Origin of the sequence: Streptomyces humi (assembly GCF_001005085.2) — a bacterium.
Classification (GTDB): domain Bacteria; phylum Actinomycetota; class Actinomycetes; order Streptomycetales; family Streptomycetaceae; genus Streptomyces; species Streptomyces humi.
Window position 1 is genome coordinate 1 of the sequence record NZ_LBMU02000119.1, and the last position, 20,612, is coordinate 20,612.

General features: G+C 68.4%; 19 protein-coding genes and 1 pseudogene. 9 read left to right on the forward strand and 11 right to left on the reverse strand.

The window, feature by feature from the left end; genetic code table 11:
- On the forward strand, nt 1–301 hold a 301-nt coding region (locus AAW13_RS40930), incomplete at its 5' end, for an IS5/IS1182 family transposase (RefSeq protein WP_046730679.1).
- Nucleotides 302–316: 15 nt separating this feature from the next.
- Here AAW13_RS40930 and AAW13_RS40935 read toward each other — a convergent pair.
- Together AAW13_RS40935 and AAW13_RS40940 are read right to left on the reverse strand one after the other, a co-directional pair.
- On the reverse strand, nt 317–598 hold the full coding sequence (locus AAW13_RS40935) for a hypothetical protein (protein WP_046730678.1): 282 nt from the start codon (nt 596–598) through the stop codon (nt 317–319).
- Nucleotides 599–698: 100 nt separating this feature from the next.
- On the reverse strand, nt 699–1,121 hold the full coding sequence (locus AAW13_RS40940) for a hypothetical protein (RefSeq protein ID WP_240528909.1): 423 nt from the start codon (nt 1,119–1,121) through the stop codon (nt 699–701).
- 203 nt (nt 1,122–1,324) lie between these two features.
- Here AAW13_RS40940 and AAW13_RS40945 point away from each other — a divergent pair, with 203 nt between their 5' ends.
- The 3 genes from AAW13_RS40945 to AAW13_RS40955 all read left to right on the forward strand — a co-directional run bounded on the left by AAW13_RS40945 (nt 1,325) and on the right by AAW13_RS40955 (nt 2,596).
- Complete coding sequence (locus AAW13_RS40945; RefSeq protein ID WP_143145088.1) at nt 1,325–1,582, forward strand: hypothetical protein; 258 nt, start codon at nt 1,325–1,327, stop codon at nt 1,580–1,582.
- A 105-nt stretch (nt 1,583–1,687) separates the two neighbouring features.
- Nucleotides 1,688–2,131: a hypothetical protein gene (locus AAW13_RS40950; protein ID WP_143145089.1), complete on the forward strand. Its 444-nt coding sequence runs from the start codon at nt 1,688–1,690 to the stop codon at nt 2,129–2,131.
- Between the two features lie 111 nt (nt 2,132–2,242).
- Nucleotides 2,243–2,596: a DUF6233 domain-containing protein gene (locus AAW13_RS40955; protein WP_046730674.1), complete on the forward strand. Its 354-nt coding sequence runs from the start codon at nt 2,243–2,245 to the stop codon at nt 2,594–2,596.
- A gap of 324 nt (nt 2,597–2,920) precedes the next feature.
- Here the strand turns inward: AAW13_RS40955 and AAW13_RS40960 are convergent, their stop codons facing one another.
- Complete coding sequence (locus AAW13_RS40960; protein WP_046730673.1) at nt 2,921–3,361, reverse strand: MarR family winged helix-turn-helix transcriptional regulator; 441 nt, start codon at nt 3,359–3,361, stop codon at nt 2,921–2,923.
- Between the two features lie 79 nt (nt 3,362–3,440).
- Here AAW13_RS40960 and AAW13_RS40965 point away from each other — a divergent pair, with 79 nt between their 5' ends.
- The 3 genes from AAW13_RS40965 to AAW13_RS40975 are packed head-to-tail and all read left to right on the forward strand — an operon-like array spanning nt 3,441 to nt 5,665.
- Complete coding sequence (locus AAW13_RS40965) at nt 3,441–4,220, forward strand: oxidoreductase (RefSeq protein ID WP_046730672.1); 780 nt, start codon at nt 3,441–3,443, stop codon at nt 4,218–4,220.
- 44 nt (nt 4,221–4,264) lie between these two features.
- On the forward strand, nt 4,265–4,720 hold the full coding sequence (locus tag AAW13_RS40970) for an SRPBCC family protein (RefSeq protein ID WP_046730671.1): 456 nt from the start codon (nt 4,265–4,267) through the stop codon (nt 4,718–4,720).
- Nucleotides 4,721–4,774: 54 nt separating this feature from the next.
- Entirely contained in the window at nt 4,775–5,665 is an 891-nt protein-coding gene (locus AAW13_RS40975) for an MBL fold metallo-hydrolase (protein ID WP_046730670.1), read from the forward strand.
- Nucleotides 5,666–5,790: 125 nt separating this feature from the next.
- Here AAW13_RS40975 and AAW13_RS40980 read toward each other — a convergent pair whose 3' ends face one another.
- Nucleotides 5,791–8,199 carry a site-specific integrase gene (locus tag AAW13_RS40980; RefSeq protein ID WP_240528910.1) on the reverse strand — a complete coding sequence of 803 codons (2,409 nt, stop codon included), beginning with the start codon at nt 8,197–8,199 and terminating at the stop codon, nt 5,791–5,793.
- 47 nt (nt 8,200–8,246) lie between these two features.
- Nucleotides 8,247–9,533: a tyrosine-type recombinase/integrase gene (locus tag AAW13_RS40985; RefSeq protein WP_046730669.1), complete on the reverse strand. Its 1,287-nt coding sequence runs from the start codon at nt 9,531–9,533 to the stop codon at nt 8,247–8,249.
- Nucleotides 9,534–9,595: 62 nt separating this feature from the next.
- Between AAW13_RS40985 and ku the strand changes: the two genes are divergently transcribed.
- Nucleotides 9,596–10,597, forward strand: a complete 1,002-nt coding sequence (gene ku / locus AAW13_RS40990) for a non-homologous end joining protein Ku (protein WP_338059085.1) — start codon at nt 9,596–9,598, stop codon at nt 10,595–10,597.
- Here ku and AAW13_RS47920 read toward each other — a convergent pair.
- Nucleotides 10,573–10,791, reverse strand: coding sequence for a hypothetical protein (locus AAW13_RS47920; RefSeq protein WP_071659853.1), 219 nt, complete (start codon nt 10,789–10,791; stop codon nt 10,573–10,575). The genes ku and AAW13_RS47920 overlap by 25 nt on opposite strands.
- Before the next feature lie 526 nt (nt 10,792–11,317).
- A complete protein-coding gene (locus AAW13_RS41005) occupies nt 11,318–12,583 on the reverse strand; it encodes a permease (RefSeq protein WP_079179172.1) in 1,266 nt (421 codons plus the stop codon).
- Nucleotides 12,584–13,040: 457 nt separating this feature from the next.
- Between AAW13_RS41005 and AAW13_RS41010 the strand changes: the two are divergent.
- Nucleotides 13,041–13,909, forward strand: a pseudogene (locus AAW13_RS41010) (PP2C family protein-serine/threonine phosphatase); the annotation flags it as partial.
- A 64-nt stretch (nt 13,910–13,973) separates the two neighbouring features.
- On the opposite strand, the gene AAW13_RS41015 reads toward AAW13_RS41010, so the two are convergent.
- The 4 genes from AAW13_RS41015 to AAW13_RS41030 all read right to left on the reverse strand — a co-directional run bounded on the left by AAW13_RS41015 (nt 13,974) and on the right by AAW13_RS41030 (nt 20,350).
- Complete coding sequence (locus AAW13_RS41015) at nt 13,974–18,209, reverse strand: nSTAND1 domain-containing NTPase (RefSeq protein ID WP_052768602.1); 4,236 nt, start codon at nt 18,207–18,209, stop codon at nt 13,974–13,976.
- Entirely contained in the window at nt 18,209–18,580 is a 372-nt protein-coding gene (locus tag AAW13_RS41020) for a CU044_2847 family protein (RefSeq protein WP_046730681.1), read from the reverse strand. Before AAW13_RS41020 ends, AAW13_RS41015 begins: the two co-directional genes overlap by 1 nt.
- 364 nt (nt 18,581–18,944) lie before the next feature.
- Entirely contained in the window at nt 18,945–19,715 is a 771-nt protein-coding gene (locus AAW13_RS41025) for an IS5/IS1182 family transposase (RefSeq protein WP_046730668.1), read from the reverse strand.
- 38 nt (nt 19,716–19,753) lie between these two features.
- On the reverse strand, nt 19,754–20,350 hold the full coding sequence (locus AAW13_RS41030; RefSeq protein WP_046730680.1) for a hypothetical protein: 597 nt from the start codon (nt 20,348–20,350) through the stop codon (nt 19,754–19,756).
- Nucleotides 20,351–20,612: the final 262 nt, after the last annotated feature.

Sequence of the window (20,612 nt, forward strand, 5' to 3'; positions counted from 1 at the left end):
CATGGTCCTGGCGGACAGGGCCTACTCGTCCCGCGCGATCCGCGACCACCTGCGCAAGCGCGGCATCCGGGCGGTCATCCCGGTCCCGGCGGACCAGCGGAGCCATCGGCTACGACGCGGCAGCCGGGGCGGCAGGCCACCGGCCTTCGACCGCGAGACCTACAAGCTGTGCAACACCGTCGAGCGGTGCATCAACCGCCTGGAACAGTGGCGAGGGATCGCGACCCGCTACGAGAAGACCGCCACCAACTACATGGCCGGACTTCACATCGCGGGCATCTTCCTCTGGTCAGCACGATGATCCAAACGAAAGCCCCTAGCCGTCGTACAGCAGCCACCACACCATCCATGCGCACAGCGCCGACAGCAGCGCCCCGGCGGCGAGCCGCAGGCCGGACGCCTGCTCCGGCTCCTGCTCGAAACGCGGCTGGTGCCCTGGCCGCCAGATGCCCGGTGCGGCCTCGGGGCGCGGGGTCCGCAGCCATGCGAGGAACGCCGTCCCGGCCGCCGTCTCGGGGCTGGGGGCGTAGGCGGGGAGCGGCGGTATGGCGAGCGCGGAAGCCGGCCGTGCCTGCTCGGTCCCGCTGCTGTGCGTCACGTCGTCCCCTCTGGCCTGCCCGCGTATGCGGCAAGGTGATCAATCCAGTGGTGTGACTCGCAGCGATGGTTGGCCAGCCGGGCCCCCTGTGAGTTCGCGATCAGGAGAGCCCTTCTGTGCTTCGCAGGTGGTCAATCAAGGCATCCCGCGTCTTCATCAATTGCCGAGCGGGTTCCACAAGCACCGTAGCCTCACCCGACCTTTCGGCTTCCACAATGAGTCGGTAGATCGGGGAGATCTGCCCCTCCAGTGTCGTGACCAAGTCGAATGCGGTACGGGGCCCGACAAGGCGGACGACGGTGGCTTGCCGACGCACCTGACCGATGAGGTCATCGACCACCTCCGCGACTTCGTGCACGTCAACGTCCCGCCCCTCTTCGAGTTGCTCGGCGGTCTGTCGCAGAGTGCGGGCGATGTCAGTGGTGGCTTGCAGAAGATCCGTAAACGATTGGATCGAACGGGCCTCCTGCTCGCTGTGTCGGGAGCGCCGCCACTTGTCGCGTTCCAGGTACGCATTGCCCACGAGTGTGAGGGCAACTCCGGCAAGGGCGGAAGCCACTGGGACCACTTGACCTGCTATGTCAGCCACGAGGGAGCAGTCTGCCAGCTGTGGGAGGCGTCCAGACGATCAGCCGACCAAGCCGAGTGACCAACTTTCGCTGCGCAGGGCCACCTATCGCTGAACGTCACAAGTGGGGCCTGGTCACGTCCGGCAAAGTCGGACGTGTGAGCGAATCCAGAGATGCCGTACCGGCGCCCCCTTTGGATGCTGCAACCGAGGTCCGTGCGTACGGCTCCCACGACGTCGTACGGATCAACCTCTATGCGCGCGGGCAGTTCTACCGGGGCGTAGTGGCCGCCTACTACGACACCGCGGACGGGCGCCGCGCCTGCCGGCTGGGGCTCTACCCGCGCCCCGGCCGGGCGCCGTCCGGCTGGTACTGGTGGGACGCTACGACGATGTCCTGTGTCATCGAATCTTGAGCGTGTGTCACGGATCTTTGAGTGACCTGAACATGCTCGGCCCCTTACTCTCGGCGTTCACGACAGGGACGAGGGGGCGGAGTGTCCGTAAGTGATGTGGCGACGTTGGCGATCTCCATCGTGTCGCTGTGTACGTCCGTGGCCGTTTTCTACTGGCAGCGCCGACATGGCGACTTCGACTTGGCGCGGCTCCTGCACGCGGATCTGACAAGTGGCGAAGTAGCGAGGGCGCGCGACCTGCTCGGGGCTCTCCTGCGCTCCCCCGACACCTTCAGGGACGATGCACTCCCCGACGTTCGTACCGCGTACTTCACTGTGCTTTGGAGCTTTGAGCGGCTCTACGCGGGGCGGCGGGCCATCGAGGACGGTGGTACGGCCAGCCGACGCCCGTTGAAGTTCCTCGACCGCCTGATCAGATGGCCGCTGGCCTACTGGTCCGAGAACCTGCCCCGGGTAAGGGAGGTGCTGGAACAGCGACTGGGGACAGTCGAGGACGACCAGTCGATTGAGGCGTTGGTGGAGCTTGAGCGTGCTGTGCTGCACGCGTAAGCCGTTCTCGACGCGGCTCACGTTTCGATGACACGCCGACCGGACTTCGATGGCGCAGGACAACGATGACCCGGCGGGATTACCGCAGGTCACCGGATTAGACTCGAACGCGTGTGCGAAAACGGTCCGTCCCCTCTCGATCTGCTGTACTTCGCGCGTCGTGTCGTGCAGCAGCAGGCGGAGCGGTCGCTTGCGGAGATCGACCGGTGGATCGCCGCAGAAGAGCGCAAGGCGGCAGCGCTCCGGCATGCGGCCGAGCGTGACCGCTGGCGCCCCGACTGGCTGGTCCAGTACGGGCTGAACCGTCGCGACATCGGCTGGCTGCACCGCGGCGACTGCTGGGCAGCGGCGAAGAGCGGCCGGTGCCGGCCGGTGACGCGCGAGCAGGCTCTGGACGCGCTGCGCCACGACGTACCGGCATGCGCCCACTGCCAGCCGGCCGCGGAACTCGGGTTCCTGGATTGACCGGCCACGCGTCCGCAGGCTGCTGCCCTGCTCATGTGCGGGGCGGCGGCCGTGCCGGGGTGTGGGGGAGAACTTGGGCTGAGAGAGCTCGGGGCGTGCGATGGAGGTCTGTGATGTCCCGGAGTATCTGGTCCGGCGCGATCAGCTTCGGTCTGGTCACTTCTCTGAACTAGACCGGCCCCAGGGCTGAAGCCGTCGCGCGCCCGTGAGCCCCCTACTGACACGCTGCATTGAAATGCCGGTGCCCGGGCTCCCGCAGTCATAGGTATCCGAGCAAGGCCCTCGCCCCGCACACCGGTGTGGGCAACCCGCGTCCCGACGCCGTCAGGCCTGGAGGACTTCATCGCGGAACAGGGCCCGCTTGAGCAGGCCCTCCAGCGCGTTCTGCTCCTCCTGCGTCAGGCCGGCGAACAGGGGTTCCTCGGCCAGGACCTTCAGCAGCTGTTCCCGCAGCTCGGTGCCCTCCGGGGTCAAGACGAGCTGCTTGGCTCGGCGGTCGGTGGGGTGGGGACGGCGCTCTATCAGCCGCAGGCTCTCCAGCTTGTCGATCACGACGGTGGCATTGGACGGTTCGCAGCTCATCCGCCCGGCCAGCTCGCGCATGGTCATCGGACCGGTCATCTCACGCAGGGCCGACGCCTGCGCGACGGTCAGGCCGAGTCCGGCCACCCATTCACGCATGCGCGCGGCGCACTGCATGTCCAGGTCGTGCACCAGCTTGCCCAGCTCCCACTGCGCTTCTGCCTGCTCCTGTGTCATCGCCATGACTCCAGACTAGCAAACTGCTTCAACCCATGATAGATATGATTTGAAGCATTCAAGTCATACGCATTGGAGGAGCCTCATGAACCTCAACCTCACGGGCAAGACCGCCATCGTCACCGGCGCCAGCCGGGGCATCGGACTGGCCACCGTCCGGACCCTTATCGGCGAAGGTGTCCGCGTCGTGGGCGCCGCGCGCACCATCACGCCCGAGCTCAAGGAGACCGGCGCCCTCGCCGTGTCGGCGGATCTGAGCACCGCGGAAGGCGTGGCCGCCCTCGTCGACACGGCTTTGGCCGAGGTGGGCGGCATCGACTTGCTGGTGAACAACGTGGGCGGTGGGGACGAGGCCGTCATGGGCTTCCTCGACGCCGGAGACACCCAGTGGGCCCGCATGTTCGACATCAACGTGCTCGCCACCGTCCGCGCCACGCGCGCGGCCCTGCCCAGCCTGATCGAGCGCCGTGGGGCGGTCGTGAACATCTCGTCCGCCGTGGCCCGGATGCCGCTGGGTGTCCCGGCCAGCTACAGCGCGGTCAAGGCGGCGGTCACCGCGCTCGGCAAGGCCCTGGCCGAGGAGTTCGGCCCCCAGGGCGTGCGCGTGAACACCGTCTCCCCGGGCCTGGTCCGCACCACCGTCTACGAGGACCCCAACGGCCCGGTCGCCCAGCTGGCCGCCGCCGCAGGCGTCAGCCTCGCTGACTTCGTCCAGCAGATCGCGAAGTCCCAGAACATCACGACTGGTCGTATGAGCGAAGCCGGCGAGGTCGCGGCCCTGGTCGCGTTCCTGCTGTCCGACGTGGCCGGCAACATCACGGGCGCCGACTACGTCATCGACGGCGGCACCATCAAGACCATCTGAACCGGATACCAGCACCTCACCACACAGAAATGGAGGCCACTGCCATGGCTCACACCGTCACCGCGTCCGCCGAGCACACCATCGACGCCCCGTCGGACGAGGTCTACCGCTACCTCGCGGACATGCACCTGCACGCCCGGTTCCTGCCGGCCCCGTTCTACGACTGCGAGGTCGTCGAGGGCGGGGTGGGCACGGGCAGCGGCATTCAGGTCAAGATCGACTTCGCCGGGGGCGCCAAGGTGATCCGGATGAAGGTCACCGAGCCGACCCCGGGCCGCACTCTCGTCCTGACCGACACCAACGGCTCCGGCCTCGTCACGACGTACACCCTCACCCCGCAAGGCGGGCAGACGCTGGTCAAGGTCACCGCCAGCTTCGACGGCGAGTCCGGCGTCGCCGGCTTCGTCGAGCGGATCGCCGCGCCGCGCAGGCTGCACAGCATCTACACCAAGGAACTCGCCGCCTTCGACGCCCACGCCCGCGAACAGCGCGCCCGCTAGCCACAGCACGTATCAGCAATCAGCTACCAGCGATCAGGCAAGAGGAGTCACATCATGAAGCTGCTCACGTTCAAGGCCACGACCCACAGCGCGAAGTCGGCCCGTTTCGGCGCGCCGATCAGCGCGGCCGCCATGGAGGCCAGGATCGACGAGCCGGGCCCGATCGAGCTCAAGACGGTCGGCGCGAACTGGGAGGCCCCGATCACGGGTCTGCTGAACATCAAGCACCCGAAGGCCGTCGCCGCCGGGATCACCGACCGCAAGGAGCCGATCAAGATCTACGCCCACGTCCTGCGGCACCCCGCCTACGGCTTCTTCCTGGTGGACACAGGGGTCTCACGCAAGCTGGTGGAGGACCCGGTGGGTGCGGGCGTCGGCATGATGCTCCGGAAGTTCGGGGGCATCGAGAAGATGGACACTCAGCAGGCCACCGCGGACATCATCGCGGCCGAGGGAGTCCCGCTGAACGGGGTCTTCATGACGCACCTGCACCTCGACCACGTCTCCGGGCTGCCGGACATTCCCAAGGACGTCCCGATCTACACCGGCGCCGACGAGGCCGAGGCGTCGCTCTTCCTGAACCTGTTCGCCCAGGGCACGTACAACCACCTGCTGGCCGGACGGCCGCCGCTGGAGGAGCTCCAGTTCGAGAAGGACCTCGGCGGGAAGCTCGAGGGCGTCAACGATGTGTTCGGCGACGGCTCGTTCTTCGCGATCCAGACCCCCGGCCACACCACCGGACACGTTTCCTACATCGCGTGCACGCCGACCGGTCCGGTCCTGATGACCGGGGACGTCTGCCACACCCGCTGGGGCTGGGACAACGGCGTCGAGCCCGGAACCTACATGCAGGAACGCGAACCCAGCATCAAGAGCCTGCTCGCCCTGAAGGCACTCAGCGAACGCCACCCCAACATGATCGTGAAACTGGGGCACCAGGAATAGGCAGTGCGGACTGCGCGGCCGACAACAGCCGAAGCCGAGCCCCCGATGAGCCGGTCCAGGAGCTCGGCATTCGTCCACTCCCTCCCGAATGGAGGTACACCGGCCCGGCCGGTGGCGAGGGCGCCTCACTTGGGCCGCAGCAGTGAGGTGCCGTCCCGGCTGGCGATGTCGTGGAAGGTCGGGATGCCCAGCTCCACGACGGTGTTCCGGCGGATTTGTTGGGCATCCAGCTGGGCGAGCTTGTCCTGGGCTCCGGCAAGACTGACCTCGAGCCCTTCCAGCTCGCCCAGCCAGCCCTCACGTTCCGCCTCGATGATGCGGGCCAGGAGGTTGTCCCGGATCTCGACCAGTCGGCCCCGCTGGTCGGGTTCGGGACGGAGCATCGAGCAGCGTACGCAGGCGTGTTCGTGGATGCACGCGGTGCCGAATGCGCGAGCGCAGATGCCGATGGAGAGCTTGCGGCGCTCGAAGTGGCCGAGGAAGGCATCCCACTCCTCTGCAGTGGGTGTGCGGTATTCCTCGCTGGGGCGCAGGGAACGGCGGCGGGCGATGAACGCGCGGTGGGCTTCGATGGCTTCGGCCGGGTAGATCGCGTTGTAGCCCATGGTGGTGTTGATGTCGGCGTGTCCGGCGATGACCTGGGCGATGTGGGGCGGCAGGCCACTGCGGATGGCGTCGGTGATGAAGATCCGCCGGAAGTCGTGCGGGTCGAAGTCCAGGGGGAGGCCGCTGGCATCGGTCAGGCCGGTCTCCTCCAGGACGTCGTTGAGTGCCTTGCGGAGGAACTCGCCGGTCATGTGGGAGGGCTCGCCGCTGCGGTCGTACTGGAACAGCAGCGGCATCGGCGGATTCCACACGCGTTCGCTGTAGTCGTAGGCAACGACCTGCGGCACGGTTCCGGTCCGTGGGTCGCGGATGCGGGTGATGATGCTGCTCAGGACGTCGGCAAGTTCGGGGCTGACCAGCAGGACACGCTCCTGATCGGTCTTGGACGGGGCGATCTGCAGCAGCGGTACCACCTCCCCGGTCGTGGGCAGCCGGTACTGGATCAGGCTGTGGTGGCTGGCCTCCAGCATCTCCTCGATCCTGGCCCCGGTGTGCTGGAGGAACTCGACCGTCGCCCACCCCCAAAACGCCCGGTGCTCGCGCTGGGCCATATCCCGGCGGCCCCCGGCATGGTCGTAGGCCCAGGTGGAGCCGGGCCTCTGCGCGCGGGTGAAGGCCTCGCCGAGCACCTCGAACCGGCCGCCGGCCGGTGCCTCGCGCACCGCGTCCAGGCGAAGGCGGGCCTGGTCCAGGAGTTCCTTGGCCACGCGGACGACCGTGGGCAGAGCGGGCAGCCGTTCCCGGGTGCGCTGGTCCATGCGGGCCTTGACCCGCTGGCTGGTCTTCTTGATGTTGAGGTCGGCTTCGCTGATGGGGCAGGGGGCCACCCACGAACCCCACCGGGCCGGCTCCTCGCCGGCCCACTGGGCCAGGTCCAGATACAGGGCGCGAACTGCGATCATCAGGGTGGCCGCGTCCAGGCGGGGCGTGACGACGTCGTAGAAGGTGCCGTCGCTGCGGCGGCGCCGCTCGGTCTTCGTCCTGGCGCGCTGCTTCCACTGGGCGGCAACGTCCGCTGACAGGCGCAGGGAGTCGATCCCGGGATGGTGGGCCTCCAGGTCGGCCCAGAACGATCGGGCCAGGAACCGGGAAATGTTGTCCAGGGTCGCGTAGTCCAGGCCGGGCTGGCGCTCTTTGAGATAGTCCACCAGCAGATTTCGCACCGGCCGGCACTGCAGGTGGTAGCGGTCGACGAGTTGCTCCACACTCACCTGGCCGGTGGCCCTGGCCAGGTTGCGCAGGGTCGCCGGAGCGTCGTCCGGCAGGGTGCCCAGCGCGCGCAGCCAGGCGTAGAAGAGAGTGTGGCCGGCCGACTGGCTGTGGTGGGCGCGCAGTACGTCCAGGTATTCGAGCGCGTCGCCGACCGTGATGTCGGCGAGTGTTCCGCCCTTCGCCACCATGATCCTGATCAGGGCGTTCAGGGCCCGGCGGCCGGCGAGTGAGGCCCATCGCTCAGGTCCGGCCAACGTCTCCAGCCGGGCGAAGCCGTCGGGGTCGCGGATCGGGGGCAACCGGTCCTGCAGTTGCATCGCCCGCCGCGTCAACTGCCATTCAAGAGACGGCCGCACCACGTCGGCCAGCACCAACGCGATCAATCCCGAGCTGACGATCGGGCCGGTGACCTGCCCCGTGGAACCCACCCACTCGGTCGCCCGGCGACACCACTCCTGCCCCGAGGCCGCTGCCGGGCTGGCGTTCCACCGCTTCTGCCAGGTGTCACCGGGGAACGTCTGCAGCCAGCCCAGGATCTGGCGGGCACCGGTGACGCGGCACCACTGGGTATGCGGGACCCGCTCCCGCAACGGCGCACCCCTCAGGCGGGCGACGATGTCGTCGGCGCTGTGCTGCGTGGCCGGCCACGCCTCGATCGCGGGTCGCGGCACGAACCGTCCCCTGATCGCCTTGAGCGCCTCGCCCGACAGCTGCACCGTCTTCGAACCGTGCACCGTCACGGCAGCGGTCATGGACGCGGCGCTCACTGGGACGTCCCGAAGAGCGTGCGCAGGCTCTCGGGGCGGTAGCCCGGTGCGGGCACCGCCGGTCGCCGTGCCGCATCGGACTGACGGGCGTGATGAGCCCGGACCGTCTCGATCACCTCATCGGCGCCCGCCTCCAGATAGATCTGCGTGGTGGACAGATGCGCGTGGGCAAGCACCCACTGCACGTCCGTCAGCGACACCTGCGGGTCGCGCGCCATCCGGTAGGCCGCTGTATGACGCAGGTCGTGCAGTGTCCAGTTCGCGCCGAGCAGGTCGTTGGCCCTTTCGAACATCGCCCGGGCCGCGTGATAGGTCAGCGGCCGCCACGGGCGACGCAGGGTCCACCACAGCGTCTCGTCGGCACCCTGCGGAACCCCTGCTCGCCGGCTTTCCTCCTGATACAGGCGCAGCCACACGAACGCGTCCGTGGAACACGGCAGTTGCTGATACGCCCGGCTCCCCTTGCGCACCACACCGAGCAGTTGCTGGCCCGGCAGCGCGTCCCGCCCGCAGCTGGTCAGCAGCTCCTCCGCCCGCGCCCCGTTGGACACCCAGAACGCGACCAGGGCCCGATCCCGGTGATACTTCAGCGCCGCGAACAGTGCGTTGAACATCTCGTCCGGGATTCGCCGCGGAGCCCTGTCCGGCACACTCGGCCGGTAACGCCCCTGCCGCTCCGGCCGAAACGGCTGTCCGGGACGGTGACCGGCATGCGCACGGCCCGAACGGCGTGCCCGAGCCAGGGGGAACGGGTTGATGACTGGTCCGCTGCCTTCCTCGAGGTGGAAGTCGTAAAACGAGCGGAGAGTGGTCTCGCAGTGCAGCCGGGTACGCACCGCGTACTTCAGCCCCACAGTCGGTTTCCCCGTCACCGGATTCGGCACCCCCGGCGGCAGCTTGCCCTTCCGCTGCGCAGGCGGCGCCGTCTGCGTCGTCAGCCCTGCCCGCTGATGTCGCCAGTGCACCCGCACCGGCTTGTCCGCGATCGCCATCCACCGCATGAAGTCCCGGGCATCCACCCGCTCTGCGCGGTCCCACGCGATCTCCCAGACCGCCAGGAACCGCCACCACCTCAACAGGTTCATCCCGTACGACCGGATCGTCGAGGACGGCTTCGCCTGAGCCTGCAGCTCAGCGAAGAAGGCCTCTACCGGTTCAACCACCAAGCCACTGCCGTCCAGCAACTGGTACGCCATCCAGGGGTCGGCGGTCCTCACCAGCCGGCCCACCTGCGGCAGCACAAACGCCGTCAGGTCCCTCTCCGAACCACCATGTCCGAGCACGGCCCGGAACGTAGCAGAGTCATCCCCTGACCTGCGGGTTTACGGTCACTAGTTCAGTCAACGTGACGGTGCCGGTCCATGTGGTCAGTGCTACCGGGGACCACTCGGTGCGGTTCCACCAGTACCCCGTGGAGGACATGGCCCGGGTGCGGGTGCGGGTGCGCAAGTTGTGCGAGGTCGAGGACCGCGAGGTCGGCCCGGATGAGATCGGCCGGGGCTACCAGCTGACGACGACGCAGGTGATCCCGGTGACCGACGAGGATCTGCGGAGCGTGCCGCTGCCGACGGCGAAGGCTCTGGAGATCCACGGGTTCGTGCCGTGGGAGTCCATCGACGCCCTGCGGGTCGGCGAGGGCTACTACCTCCAGCCCGATGGGACCGTGGCCGCGAAGCCGTACGAACTGCTGCGCCAGGCGTTGGAGCGGTCCTCGCGGGTCGCGGTGACCAAGTTCGCCTGGAGCGGCCGGGAACGCCTCGGGCTGCTGCGCGTGCGGGGCAACGTGATCGTCTTGCACGCGATGCGCTGGCCCGACGGAGTCCGCGATCCTGCCGAGTTGTACCTGCCGGCGACGGACGTGTCCGACGCGGAGGTCGATGAGGCCGTGCTGCTGATCGAGCGGATGACCACCGACCGGCTGGAGGGCCCGGAGTTCGTCGACCACTACACCGAGGCACTCCAGCAGGTGATCGAGGCCAAGCGGGAGGATCACGAACTGCCCGCGGCCCCGGAGCCGGAGCAGCCGGCGGGCAAGGTCCTGGGCCTGATGGCCGCCTTGCAGGAGTCCGTGGACAAGGCGAAGGCCTCGCGTGGCGAGGACACGGACACCGACGCGCAGGTCCACGAGATGCCCACCAAGAAGACGGCGAAGGCGCCGGCGAAGAAGACGGCCGCCAAGAAGACCACGGCGGCGAGAAGACGGCCGGGAAGAAGACGACGGCCAAGAAGACGGCCGCCCGCAAGCCACGCCGTAGCGCGTAGCCTGCGCTGTGGCGGGGCCTCGGGCGCGGGATCGGCACGGCCCGCGGGGCGGCTTGTACTTCAGATGGCCTGCTTCACTGGGTGAGGGGAGCCGTTGAGGGTGCCTTCTTGCTGTTCGTAGTGGGAGAGTGCCAGGCCGAGGCCTATGAAGGTCGGTGCCCATTCGCCGGCGAAGATTCCCCATCGGTCGGCCCGCTCGATGCTGGCCTGTTCGGCCTTGAGGCTGGGGTGTGCGACCGTGACGGGCCGCCCAGGGGCGAGAGTTGAGGGCGTATGCACTCCCGACGTCTGCCCATCACGGCGGCCGCTGTCGGACCGCGGTCCTCGTGACCGTCCTGTCCGCCGCTCCTTCGGGCCCCCGCCTTCGTACCCTCAGCGGGACCGTGCGCGTCGACGTGGAAGGCCGTCCGTACGATCGCCGTACACCGGCCGGCATGGAATGAAGGGCCGGTCGCGACGACCCGCTCACCGGTCGTGCGGTACCTGCACCAGGGGGAGCGGGTGCCGTCGTGTGTCGTCGCGGTCGGCCGGGACGCCTCCCGGTACCGCGAGTGTGGCGGCGGAAGCCTGGGGAGGGTGGTCTCCGGAGGGCAGATGCCGGCGCGGTGCCTGGAGCGGGTGTGAGCGCGGCGGCCGGGCTGTCCGCGGCCGCACCGAAGGGGAGGGCCTCGGTGGGTCAGGACCGGGACCAGGCCCTCGCCGTGACTTTCGCCGTCCTGTTGCTGACCGGCTCTGTCCTGTTCGTCTCCTGCTGGGTCGGTCAGCTCGCTACCTTCGGGGCCGTGGCTGTCCTGGTCGTCTCCGCCTATGCCGCACCCGGCGTGGCTCGCCGCCTGGCGGTCCGCTGTGCGGTCTGTCGGCTGCTGCGCGGTGTGCCCGGCGCGTGAGCGCGGCGCTGTGTGTGAGGGGAGTGGTCTTGCCCGGTGTGGTCGTGGTCGTGGTCGGGTGAGCCGCCCATCATGCCCAGCATGTCCTTGCCGCCTGTCTGCAGGAACCGGGCGATGAGGATTGCGGCCAGCAGGAGGAAGGCGATGTTGAGCCAGGTGGTGTAGTTCCAGGTGATCCCGTTGTCCGGGACGGTCGCGTGGGCGCGGTCGGGAATCAGTCCGAGGCCGCCGAAGACGAACTCGACGACGTATCCGGCCAGGACCATGGCGGTGTAGAAGGTGCCGAGCACGAAGAGTGCCATGCGTGCGCCGTAGTACTTCCGGTAGATGTTCAGGATCGGCAGGATCAGCAGGTCGGCGAAGAGGAACGCCACGACACCGCCGAAGCTGATGCCGCCCTTCCACAGGACGACGGCGAGGGGCACGTTGCCGATAGAGCACACGAACGAGGCGATGGCCACCAGCGGCCCGATCAGCGGTCCCCACAGCTTCGCCGCGAGGGGGTGGCCGTCGAAGAAGAAGGCGCGCCAGAACGAGTCCGGCACCCAGGCGGCGATCGCGCCGGCGATGAGCAGGCCGATCACGAGATCCCGCAGGATGGCCGCCCATTCCATGACGAAGACGTGGGAGACCGAGGTGAATCCGTCGGTGGAGAACAGCCTGCGGGCGAAGGAGCCCTCACGCTGCACGGACATGTCCATCGCGGCATGGCCCTCCATGGAGCCGGCCACCCCGCGCTCGGCCTGCTCGCGGGCCGCGCGCAGCAGCCGGTCGCGCAGGAAGAGACGGAACAGCACCGCCAGGGCGATGATCATGAGTGCGCCGCCGGTGAACTCGGCGGCGGTGAACTGCCAGCCCATGAGCAGGGCGAGGATGACACCGAGTTCGACCACCAGGTTGGTGGAGGCGATCTGAAAGGCCATGGCCGCGGTGAAGTCCGCGCCCTTGCGGAACAGGGAGCGGGCCAGTGCCACGGCGGCATAGGAGCAGGACGAGGAGGCGATGCCCAGTCCGGTCGCGGTGGCCAGGGTGCGGGGGCGGTCGTCGCCCAGCAGGGAAACGACGGTGGACTTGCGGACGACGGCCTGCACCACGGCGGACAGGGTGAAGCCCAGGATCAGAGCCCAGGCGATCTCCCACGCCATGGAGCCGGTGATCGACAGAGCGTGCCAGATGGCGTGCATACATCTCCTCCTGCCGCGGACGGCGCCGTGCACCGCCCGGCTGGTGTACCCCCAGGCTGTAACACCAAAGACGGCGCAGGTACGGCCCGCCGCGCGGTCTTCGTCCGTGATGCTGCCCTGAGCCACCACCCACTGCCACGATGCGCTGCTGCCGGCCAGCTCCTCCCCGCCCCTAGCCGGCCCCTGCTCGTCTTCGTCCCGCTCCAACGCACCGCTGCGACCGGTCCCTCGCCGCACGCAGGCCGGCCCACGCGGCGGTCGCCGCCTACGCCGCGCCCGGTCTCGCCCGCCGCCCGGCGAGCCGGCATGCGGCCCGGCAACTGCTGCGCCGACCGCCCGGTGCGGGACGACGAGAAACCGAATCCCACCGTTCGGGGGGCCGGTGTTGTGGTCTGGGTGGTGTCTGGGATGCCCGGGGCGGTGCGGGGAAGGCGTGGGGTGAGGCTGGGAGGCTGTTGTGGCGGGTGGCCGGTTCGGTCTGGCTCAGGTGCTGGCCGCGGCGGAGGACGCCGCGCCGGTGGCTTTCCTGGACGTGGTGGCACGTCATCTGCGGGAGCGGTTCGGGGCACGGTCGATGTCGTTCCTGTTCGTGGACGTGGTGGGCCGCACGCTGGTGCGGGTCACCGAGGAAGTGGCTGTGCAGCAGGCCCGCCGGGCCGACCAGATCCCGCTGGCCGGCAGCATCTACGACCAGGTCCTGCGCACCCAGCAGGTGACCGAAGCCAAGAACGGCGGGCACGGGCAGCGAGTCCTCGCCCCGGTCACCCACCGCGGCGACACCATCGGGGTCCTGGAGCTGTTTTTGCCCCACACCGACGAACAGGCGCTGGCCCTGGTGGAGGAAGCCGCGCACGCGCTCGCCTACATCGTCGTCACCGACCGCCGCTTCACCGGCCTCTGCCAATGGGGCCAGCCCACCACCCCGGTCAGCCTGGCCGCCGAGATCCAGCGCCAGCTCCTGCCCACCGCGCCCGCCTGCGAGGCCGCCGAGTTCACTCTCGCCTGCGCCCTGGTCCCCGCCGACAGCATCGCCGGGGACACCTACGACTACAGCCTCGACTACGACACCTTGCACCTGTCGGTCACCGACGCCATGGGCCACGACGTCGATGCCGCCCTCATGGCCACCCTCCTCAGCAACGCCTCCCGCAGGGGCCGCCGCGCACAGGCCGGCCTGGCCGAGCAGGCCGCCCAGACGCACCAGGCGCTCCTCGACCACGGCCGCGGCACTTTCGCCACCGGCCTGCTGCTGCGCATCGCCCTCGACGGAAGCGGGGCCCGGCTCGTCAACGCCGGCCCCCCTGGCCCCTGCGCCTGCGCGACGGCGAATGAGCAGATCCACAACAGCGGCGCGAGACGAGTCGTCCGCCTCACCGCGTAGGACACGGTCTCAGCAGGTTTTTTGGTAGGGGATGTCGGGGATGTGGGTCTGCCACTCGTGCTTGGTCAGGCCACCTGACATGGTGCACAGTTCATGGACGAGCTGGGAAGGGGCGACCGTGTAGGTACGGAACATGCCTTGGTCGTCCAGGCTGACCAGGGTGGAGTTGTCGGCGGTGAAGGTCGTCAGTTCGAGGTCGCCGGTCGGGCCGGTGAGGGTGGAACCGAGCTGCCGACGTGATTGCAGGTCCCAGATTTTGATCTCGTTCGCCCTGGAAAGCGTGTTGTTGGACGCCGTGTCGTCGTAGACGGCGGCGATCAGCCGGCCGTCCGCGGAATGGGCTGTGGGGACGGCGCCCGCGGAGAGACCGCCGACATTCAGAGCCTCGCCCGTAGGGCCCAGCGTCTTCGGGTCGAGGAAGATCAGGTTGCCCTGGACGCTGCTCGGGTCGGAATAGGCCGATTCGCCGGTGGGGCTGAAACCGTCGAGGTTCAGGTCGGGGGTGCCGTGGACGAGGATCTTGCCGGAGGGGAATGCCACAGTGCCGAGGAGCGGGCTGACGACCACGGCTCTCCCGTCCGGCTGGAACGTCACCGTCGTCGAGAAGTCGAACATGGCAGCCTTGATGGTGAAGTTCTCCTGTCGGATGAGCTTCATCGTCGTCAGGTCATAGAACCTCAGCGAGTTGACGACCCCTCCCGGCCCGAGGTCGTTGACCCGGTCGTAGGTGACGTACGACTTGTCATCCGGGGAGATGGCCACTGTTCTCGTGGCTCCGCCCACATTGCCGGGCAGAGTGCCGAGGCGGACATGCTTGGCCAGGTCCCAGATCTCGACTTTGTCCTGCTTTACCTGCGCCGCCATCAGTCTGCCGTCCGGGCTGAGCAGAAGGCGGTCTTCTACCGGGACGGTGAGTTCCATGCGTTTGGTCAGAGGCTTCGTGGACCAGACCTGAACTTTGCCACCGCCGTCTCCGCCGTCGGTTTGGGCTACCGCGATGGTCGCCCCGTTCTGGCTTGCCACTGCTGTGGGATTGGGATCCGTCTGCTTGCCGTGCAGGGTGAGACGGGATATGTCGAGGGAACGGACCGTTCCGTCGCTGCCGACGCACCGCAGTTCGGAATCATCGGCCGAGAATCGGAACGTGCCGGACTCGCAATCACTGTAGATCGTCGGGTATGTGAAGACCGGGTCCTCGGGCAGGAGAGCATCCCACAGCGTGAAGCCGAATGCGATGAACTTCCCATCGTGGCTGAACTGCACGTCTCCGCCGCCCAGGCCGGCGTATGTCAGGGACCGGGGTACCTGAATGGTGTTGGAATAAACGCGGTGGTCGTAGGGAGCAGCGGCTGTGTACAGGCCGCGGGTCGTCAGCAGGGCCAACTGCTGGCTGTCGGAGCTGAACGTCACAGAGCCGGAGGAGTCATCGGGCTTGAGACCGAACTTGAGGGTGGGGAGATCTTTTCCGGTCCGCAGGTCGGTCCGGGTGGGGCCTTTGCCCGAGACTCCTGTCAACCACAGCACTCGTTCGTCCTGGGAGAAGGAGGGATGGAGAGAGCTGTCGCTTGAGCGTTGGAGTACCAGTTTTCCGGTGTGGGTGTTCCAGACAGCGGCGATGTAGCCGCTGTTGGTCGCCTCTATGGTGGCCACCAGGTAGGTGCCCTGCGAGCTGAGGGAGAAGAGCGCGGGCCCGGTCGGGTAGGCGTGGCCGCGCGGGTGGAGTCCCCGGCTGTCCAGCACGGTGGTGGTGTCGTCGTCGGTGCTCACGGCCACGGTCGTGCCGTCGGCGGACAGGCCCACGTTCCGTACTCTCGCGGTGGTCTGGTAGGAGCCGATCTGCTTGCCGGTGTCCACGTTCCAGGTGCCGAGATCCGTCCCGCCGCCGGCCACGAGGATATGACCGGTACGGTCGAGGTCGACCGCCGTCACGTCGAAGCTGGGCAGCTGCACGGTCCGCTTCTCGGGCTGGTAGCGCACGCTGAGAAGGGCGGACCACGCCTCGGGGGTGTCGCCGAGGCTGGTGGCGGCGACGGCCAGCCGCCGGGCGAGCTGCGGGTCGGTGCGGCCCAGGGACTGCGCCAGGCCCGCGATCTCCGCGGAGGTGGCCCGGTCGCGTTGGCGGACCACGGTCTGCCGCTGGTTGACGGCGACCACGGCGGTTACCCCGGCAACGATCAGCAGGACGCCGAACAGGGCCATCACCGCGCGGCGGCGCCGGGCGAGAAGCCGACGGTGGGCGCGCCCCTGGTCAAGAAAATCCCTTTGGGTATTGCCTAGTTCGGCGGTGCGTTCCGGAAGCCACCATTGCGCGGCGGCGAGTGCGGTGGCGCTCGGCAGAAGATCCCTGGGCCGTCCGGCCTGGTCCCACCGTTCCGTGTCGAGCTGGAGGTTCTCGCGCCAGTCCAGGAAGGCGCGGTCCGCCTTGACCCGGGCACTGAGCCTGTCCCAGCTGGAGATGAGCGCTTCGTGGGCGAGTTCGACGGTCTCGACGTCGGAGCGCCCGCCCCCCTCGGGGCCGGGTCGGTCGTGCACGCGCGCCCGATTGAGGACCAGGAGCCGGGCACCGGCCAGGCGTTGAGCGATCTGCCACTCTCGGTCGCTCAGCTCCGTGCGCGTGGTGAGGCGGCGGACCGGCGCCTCCGTCCCGATCGGGGTGCGCACCAGCCGGGTCAGCAGTTTCTCCGCGTGTTCTTCGTCCTCGTCGCCGACGTACTGCTTCCAGATCTGGTCAGCGTGCGTGCCCAGGGCGCCGGTGACTCCGCCGAGTGCGTCGTAGGCATGGTGGGTGAGGCGTCCACCGCGCTGGTGATCCCACAGTTGGGCGAGGGTGAAGCTGAGCAGAGGAAGGATGCCCGGAGCGTCGCCGGCGTCGCCCAGGATGCGGTTGACGAGGGCGTCTTCGTAGCCGACGGCCGGTATGTCGTCGACCGGCTTGGTGACGATGTCCCGCAGCTGCCCCTGTCGCATCGGTTCCAGGGCCTCGATGCGCTTCTTGGCGAGAAGACCGAGGCGGGGATGGGCCAGGACGGGGCCGAGGAAGTCCGTGCGTAGGACAGCCAGGACCGAGACCGTCGGCGGTGACTTCGGGCCGAGAGCGTCGGCCAGGGCGTCGATGTCGCCGCGCGCGAAGACCTCGTCGTCGAGGAGTTCCTCGAACTGGTCGATGACGATCAGCAGCCGTCGGGCGTCCTGCACGTGCAGGATGCGTGCAGCGACCCCGCGGATCCCGTGGCGGGCGATTTCGTCTGCCACTGCGGAGATCCGGGAGAACCTCTCCGCCTCGGCGCAGTGAGGTTCCAGCAGGTCCAGCAGCACGGCGGCCAGGCCCCTGAAGGCGGTGGCGTGGTGGGCGGGACGAAGGATCGCCACGGTGTCCCCCTCGTCGCGGCGGCGTGGTGCCACCCCCGCCATCGCGAGCGAGGACTTTCCGCAGCCGGAGGGGCCCACCAGCGTGGTCCACCGCTGTTCCGACACGACCTGCGCGAGCCGGGCCGTGTCGGCGTCCCGGCCGAAGAACGCCGCGGCGTGCGCCTCTTCGAACGGTTCGAGACTGCGAAACGGCGAGCGGGGACGCGCCACTGCCCCCAGCGGGGGCCAGGTCGCGACCAGCTGACTTACGGGAATCATGAAGCCGGCCGCCGGCTCGCCCAGTTCGGCCTTGACCATCATCCCGATCACAGCGCCGAGAGCCTGGTCCCATACGGGGCTGCCGCTGAAGCCCCGGGAGACGCGATAGCCGGTTCCGACCCGATCGACCTGGACCTGGCCGTCGGCCTGACGCCCGCGCACGACACCCTCGTGCCAAACGCCCTGCCCGCGGCCCTCGGGAAACCCGACGATCTGGGCGACATGCCCGCGCATCGCCTCCGGCTCGATATCGACGATCCGCGCCGGTCCGGCACCGGCCACGGCGCTGTCCAGCCGCAACACCGCGACATCCAGGCCGCCCGCGGCCAGGGAGGGACCCCACAGTACGACGCGTGCAGTGACCGTCGCTGCCGGACTGCCCGGGCCGGACAGCAGGGGCAGGTCCACGTGCACGCGCGCTGTTTCGCGAGACTCGCCCTCTCGCACTGAGTCGACTGCCGCTACGACGACATGCGCGCAGGTGATCGCGTGGCGGTCGTCGACCAGGAAACCGACGCCCAGCGGACCATCGGCGACGTTCAGATCCGGTGGGGATGCGAAAATCCGCAGGACGGCCGCGTCCGGGAAGGACGTGCCGTCGGCCTCGCCCGCCTCCATCAGGAGACCCCGCCGGGTGGCTCCGGGGTAGAGCCATCGGCTGCGGGTTTCTTCCAGGTCAGCGTGACCTTGAAGTTGGCTGCCGCCGCAGTGGACGACACCACGACATCGGCCTGGGCGGTCAGCGACAGCCCGAACTCAAGACCGATCTCGTCCGGCGAATGGTCCATTCCGGCGAAACCCTCGACGAAACTCGCGGCGACTGGTCTGATGCCGATCAGCATGTCCCCGAGCGATCGCGCGGCACGCGCCGCCAGCCTTCCCGAGCGCGACACGTCGGCCAGACCGTCCGCGACCTGTTCGATCTCGACCTGAACCGTCTGCTGATGCCCGTCCTTGACGTCGACCGGAAGTTCCACCAACTGCTTCATCCGTCCCCCTACGTCGTCCAACGCCTCTGCCGACAGCCCAGACTTCATCCGCCGCGATTCTTCAGTCCGCCTGGGCCGCAGGTGAGACAATCACGAAGCCGCCACACAGGAGTGGCCAAAGTGGCTCGATCCTGTCGCCGAAAGACTCGATTGAACCGTTTGGTTCCACGTAGCTGGATGCAGCTGCATGTGTCAGGATCCGGAAGGCCGTCCGGCCAGCGAGTTGATTCCGGGCCGAGGGCGATGGACGGCCCGTCGGAACAGGTGTCGGCCCTGCGTTGACCGGCGGGGAAGAGCTAAGGGCTGTCCCGTAAAGATCTTCGAGTCAGCAGGGCCGTGATCGGCTGCTGTCCGCTCGGCTCGCCTATCGGCCGAGTGCGAGGTTGTGCAGGCGGGCGATGCCGCTCATCGCGTGATGGACGCCGTCGCCCTTCAACCGGCAGTCTCGGAGGATCTTCCAGGTCTTCATGCGGGCGAAGGCGTGCTCGACACGGGCGCGGACCTGACGGTGAGAAGCGTTGTGTTCTTCCTTCCAGGCTGGCAGTTCGCTCTGCCCGCGCTCGCGACGGTGCGGGATCACCAGGCCGGTGCCCCGGTAGCCGCCGTCGGCGATGACGGTGGTGCGGCCGACGGCCTCCTCGGCTCCGGACAGTGCCCACGCCTTGCAGTCGTTGCGGTTGCCGGGCAACGGGCGGCCGACCACGACGACGCGCCGGGTGTCGGCGTCGATGACGACCTGGTGATTGGTGGAGTACCGGTAGTTCTTGGACCGCTCGGCCACCGTGTGGTCGCGGGTGGGGACCAGAGTTCCGTCCACGATGAGCACGGTGTCCTTGCGGAACCGTCTGCGAGGCTTAAGCGCGAGCCGGGGGCCGAGGTGGCCGACGATGCGGCTGGCCGCGGACTTCGAGACACCGAAGAGCGGTGCGAGCTGGCGCAGTGTCAGGTTGGTGCGCCAGTACGCGGCCACCAGGAGCAACCGGTCTTCCAGCGGATTCCCCCACGGCCGGCCGCGCCGAGCGATGTCGGCGCCTTCGCGCCGCAGCGCACGCACCACCCGGTTGAACTGGCGCGGAGCCACACCGGTGAACGGGACTATCCAGGACGGCTCCGAGGCCGTGATCACACCAGGCACGACAGAGATCATTTACATCGGCATCAGCCGGGGCAATCTCAGCCGAGGAAGTCCTTCCAGAGCGGGACGGACGCCTGCGGATTCCAGGGCGCGTCCTCGTCGATCTCGCCGAACTCGCGGTCGATGTAGTCGGCCAGATCGTGGCCGTAGCAGATGATGTCGGTACCCCACACCGATAGGACCGGATGTCCCGGAGTGTCACGACCTGCGGGTATGAAGCGGTGCGCGTAGATGGGAACGAGCCGTGGCGCTCGTGCAAGTACCGCTCGGGCCATCTCCAGGGCCTCTTCCTTGGAGGTGGGACGCGCTCCCAGGGCCGGATGCCAGCTGCCATGAGCGACGTCGCCCAGCACTTCGCGTACCGGCCACTCCAGCCGATGGCGCAGGTCGTCTTCATCAGCGTGACGCCAGTCGGGCCAGGGCTGCTGCCACGTCGCGCCTTCCTCTGGAGGTGAAGCGACCGGCAGCCCTGCCGCCAGGAAGGCACGATGCTCCGGGGAGAACTCAAGCTCATAGGTCGCCTCGATCCGGCTGAACTCTTCCTCCGTGAGCCCTGGAGCTATCTCACAGCAGTCCGCCTCCGCCAACCGCCGCGCGGCCTCCGCACCCAACCGAGCGCCATCAAAGTCGATCACTCCGGCACCGTACACACGCTGCGTGCAGGGCATCACATCTTTTCGAGCCCCGACTCGGGCCTCCAGGCCATTGCGGGACAGCCCTTAGACCAGAATCAATCCGTCCATAAAAAATGACGCACACCTAGTGAACCACCAAGAGTCGGTGACGAGTGAGGCCGGCGCCCTCAATCAGGGCAGAACACCGACACCACCACAGAGGCAGCAGAACAAGAGACATCGCCCACTAGTTGCCGCCGTTTCGGGTGTCCGCGCGGAGCGT

Bases quoted from the DNA above. Each gene is read 5' to 3' on its own strand.
- AAW13_RS40965 (WP_046730672.1), top strand. From the start codon at position 3,441: ATGAACCTCAACCTCACGGGCAAGACCGCCATCGTCACCGGCGCCAGC.
- AAW13_RS40970 (WP_046730671.1), top strand. From the start codon at position 4,265: ATGGCTCACACCGTCACCGCGTCCGCCGAGCACACCATCGACGCCCCG.
- AAW13_RS41015 (WP_052768602.1), bottom strand. From the start codon at position 18,209: ATGGAGGCGGGCGAGGCCGACGGCACGTCCTTCCCGGACGCGGCCGTC.
- AAW13_RS40975 (WP_046730670.1), top strand. From the start codon at position 4,775: ATGAAGCTGCTCACGTTCAAGGCCACGACCCACAGCGCGAAGTCGGCC.
- AAW13_RS41005 (WP_079179172.1), bottom strand. From the start codon at position 12,583: ATGCACGCCATCTGGCACGCTCTGTCGATCACCGGCTCCATGGCGTGG.
- AAW13_RS41020 (WP_046730681.1), bottom strand. From the start codon at position 18,580: ATGAAGCAGTTGGTGGAACTTCCGGTCGACGTCAAGGACGGGCATCAG.
- AAW13_RS40960 (WP_046730673.1), bottom strand. From the start codon at position 3,361: ATGGCGATGACACAGGAGCAGGCAGAAGCGCAGTGGGAGCTGGGCAAG.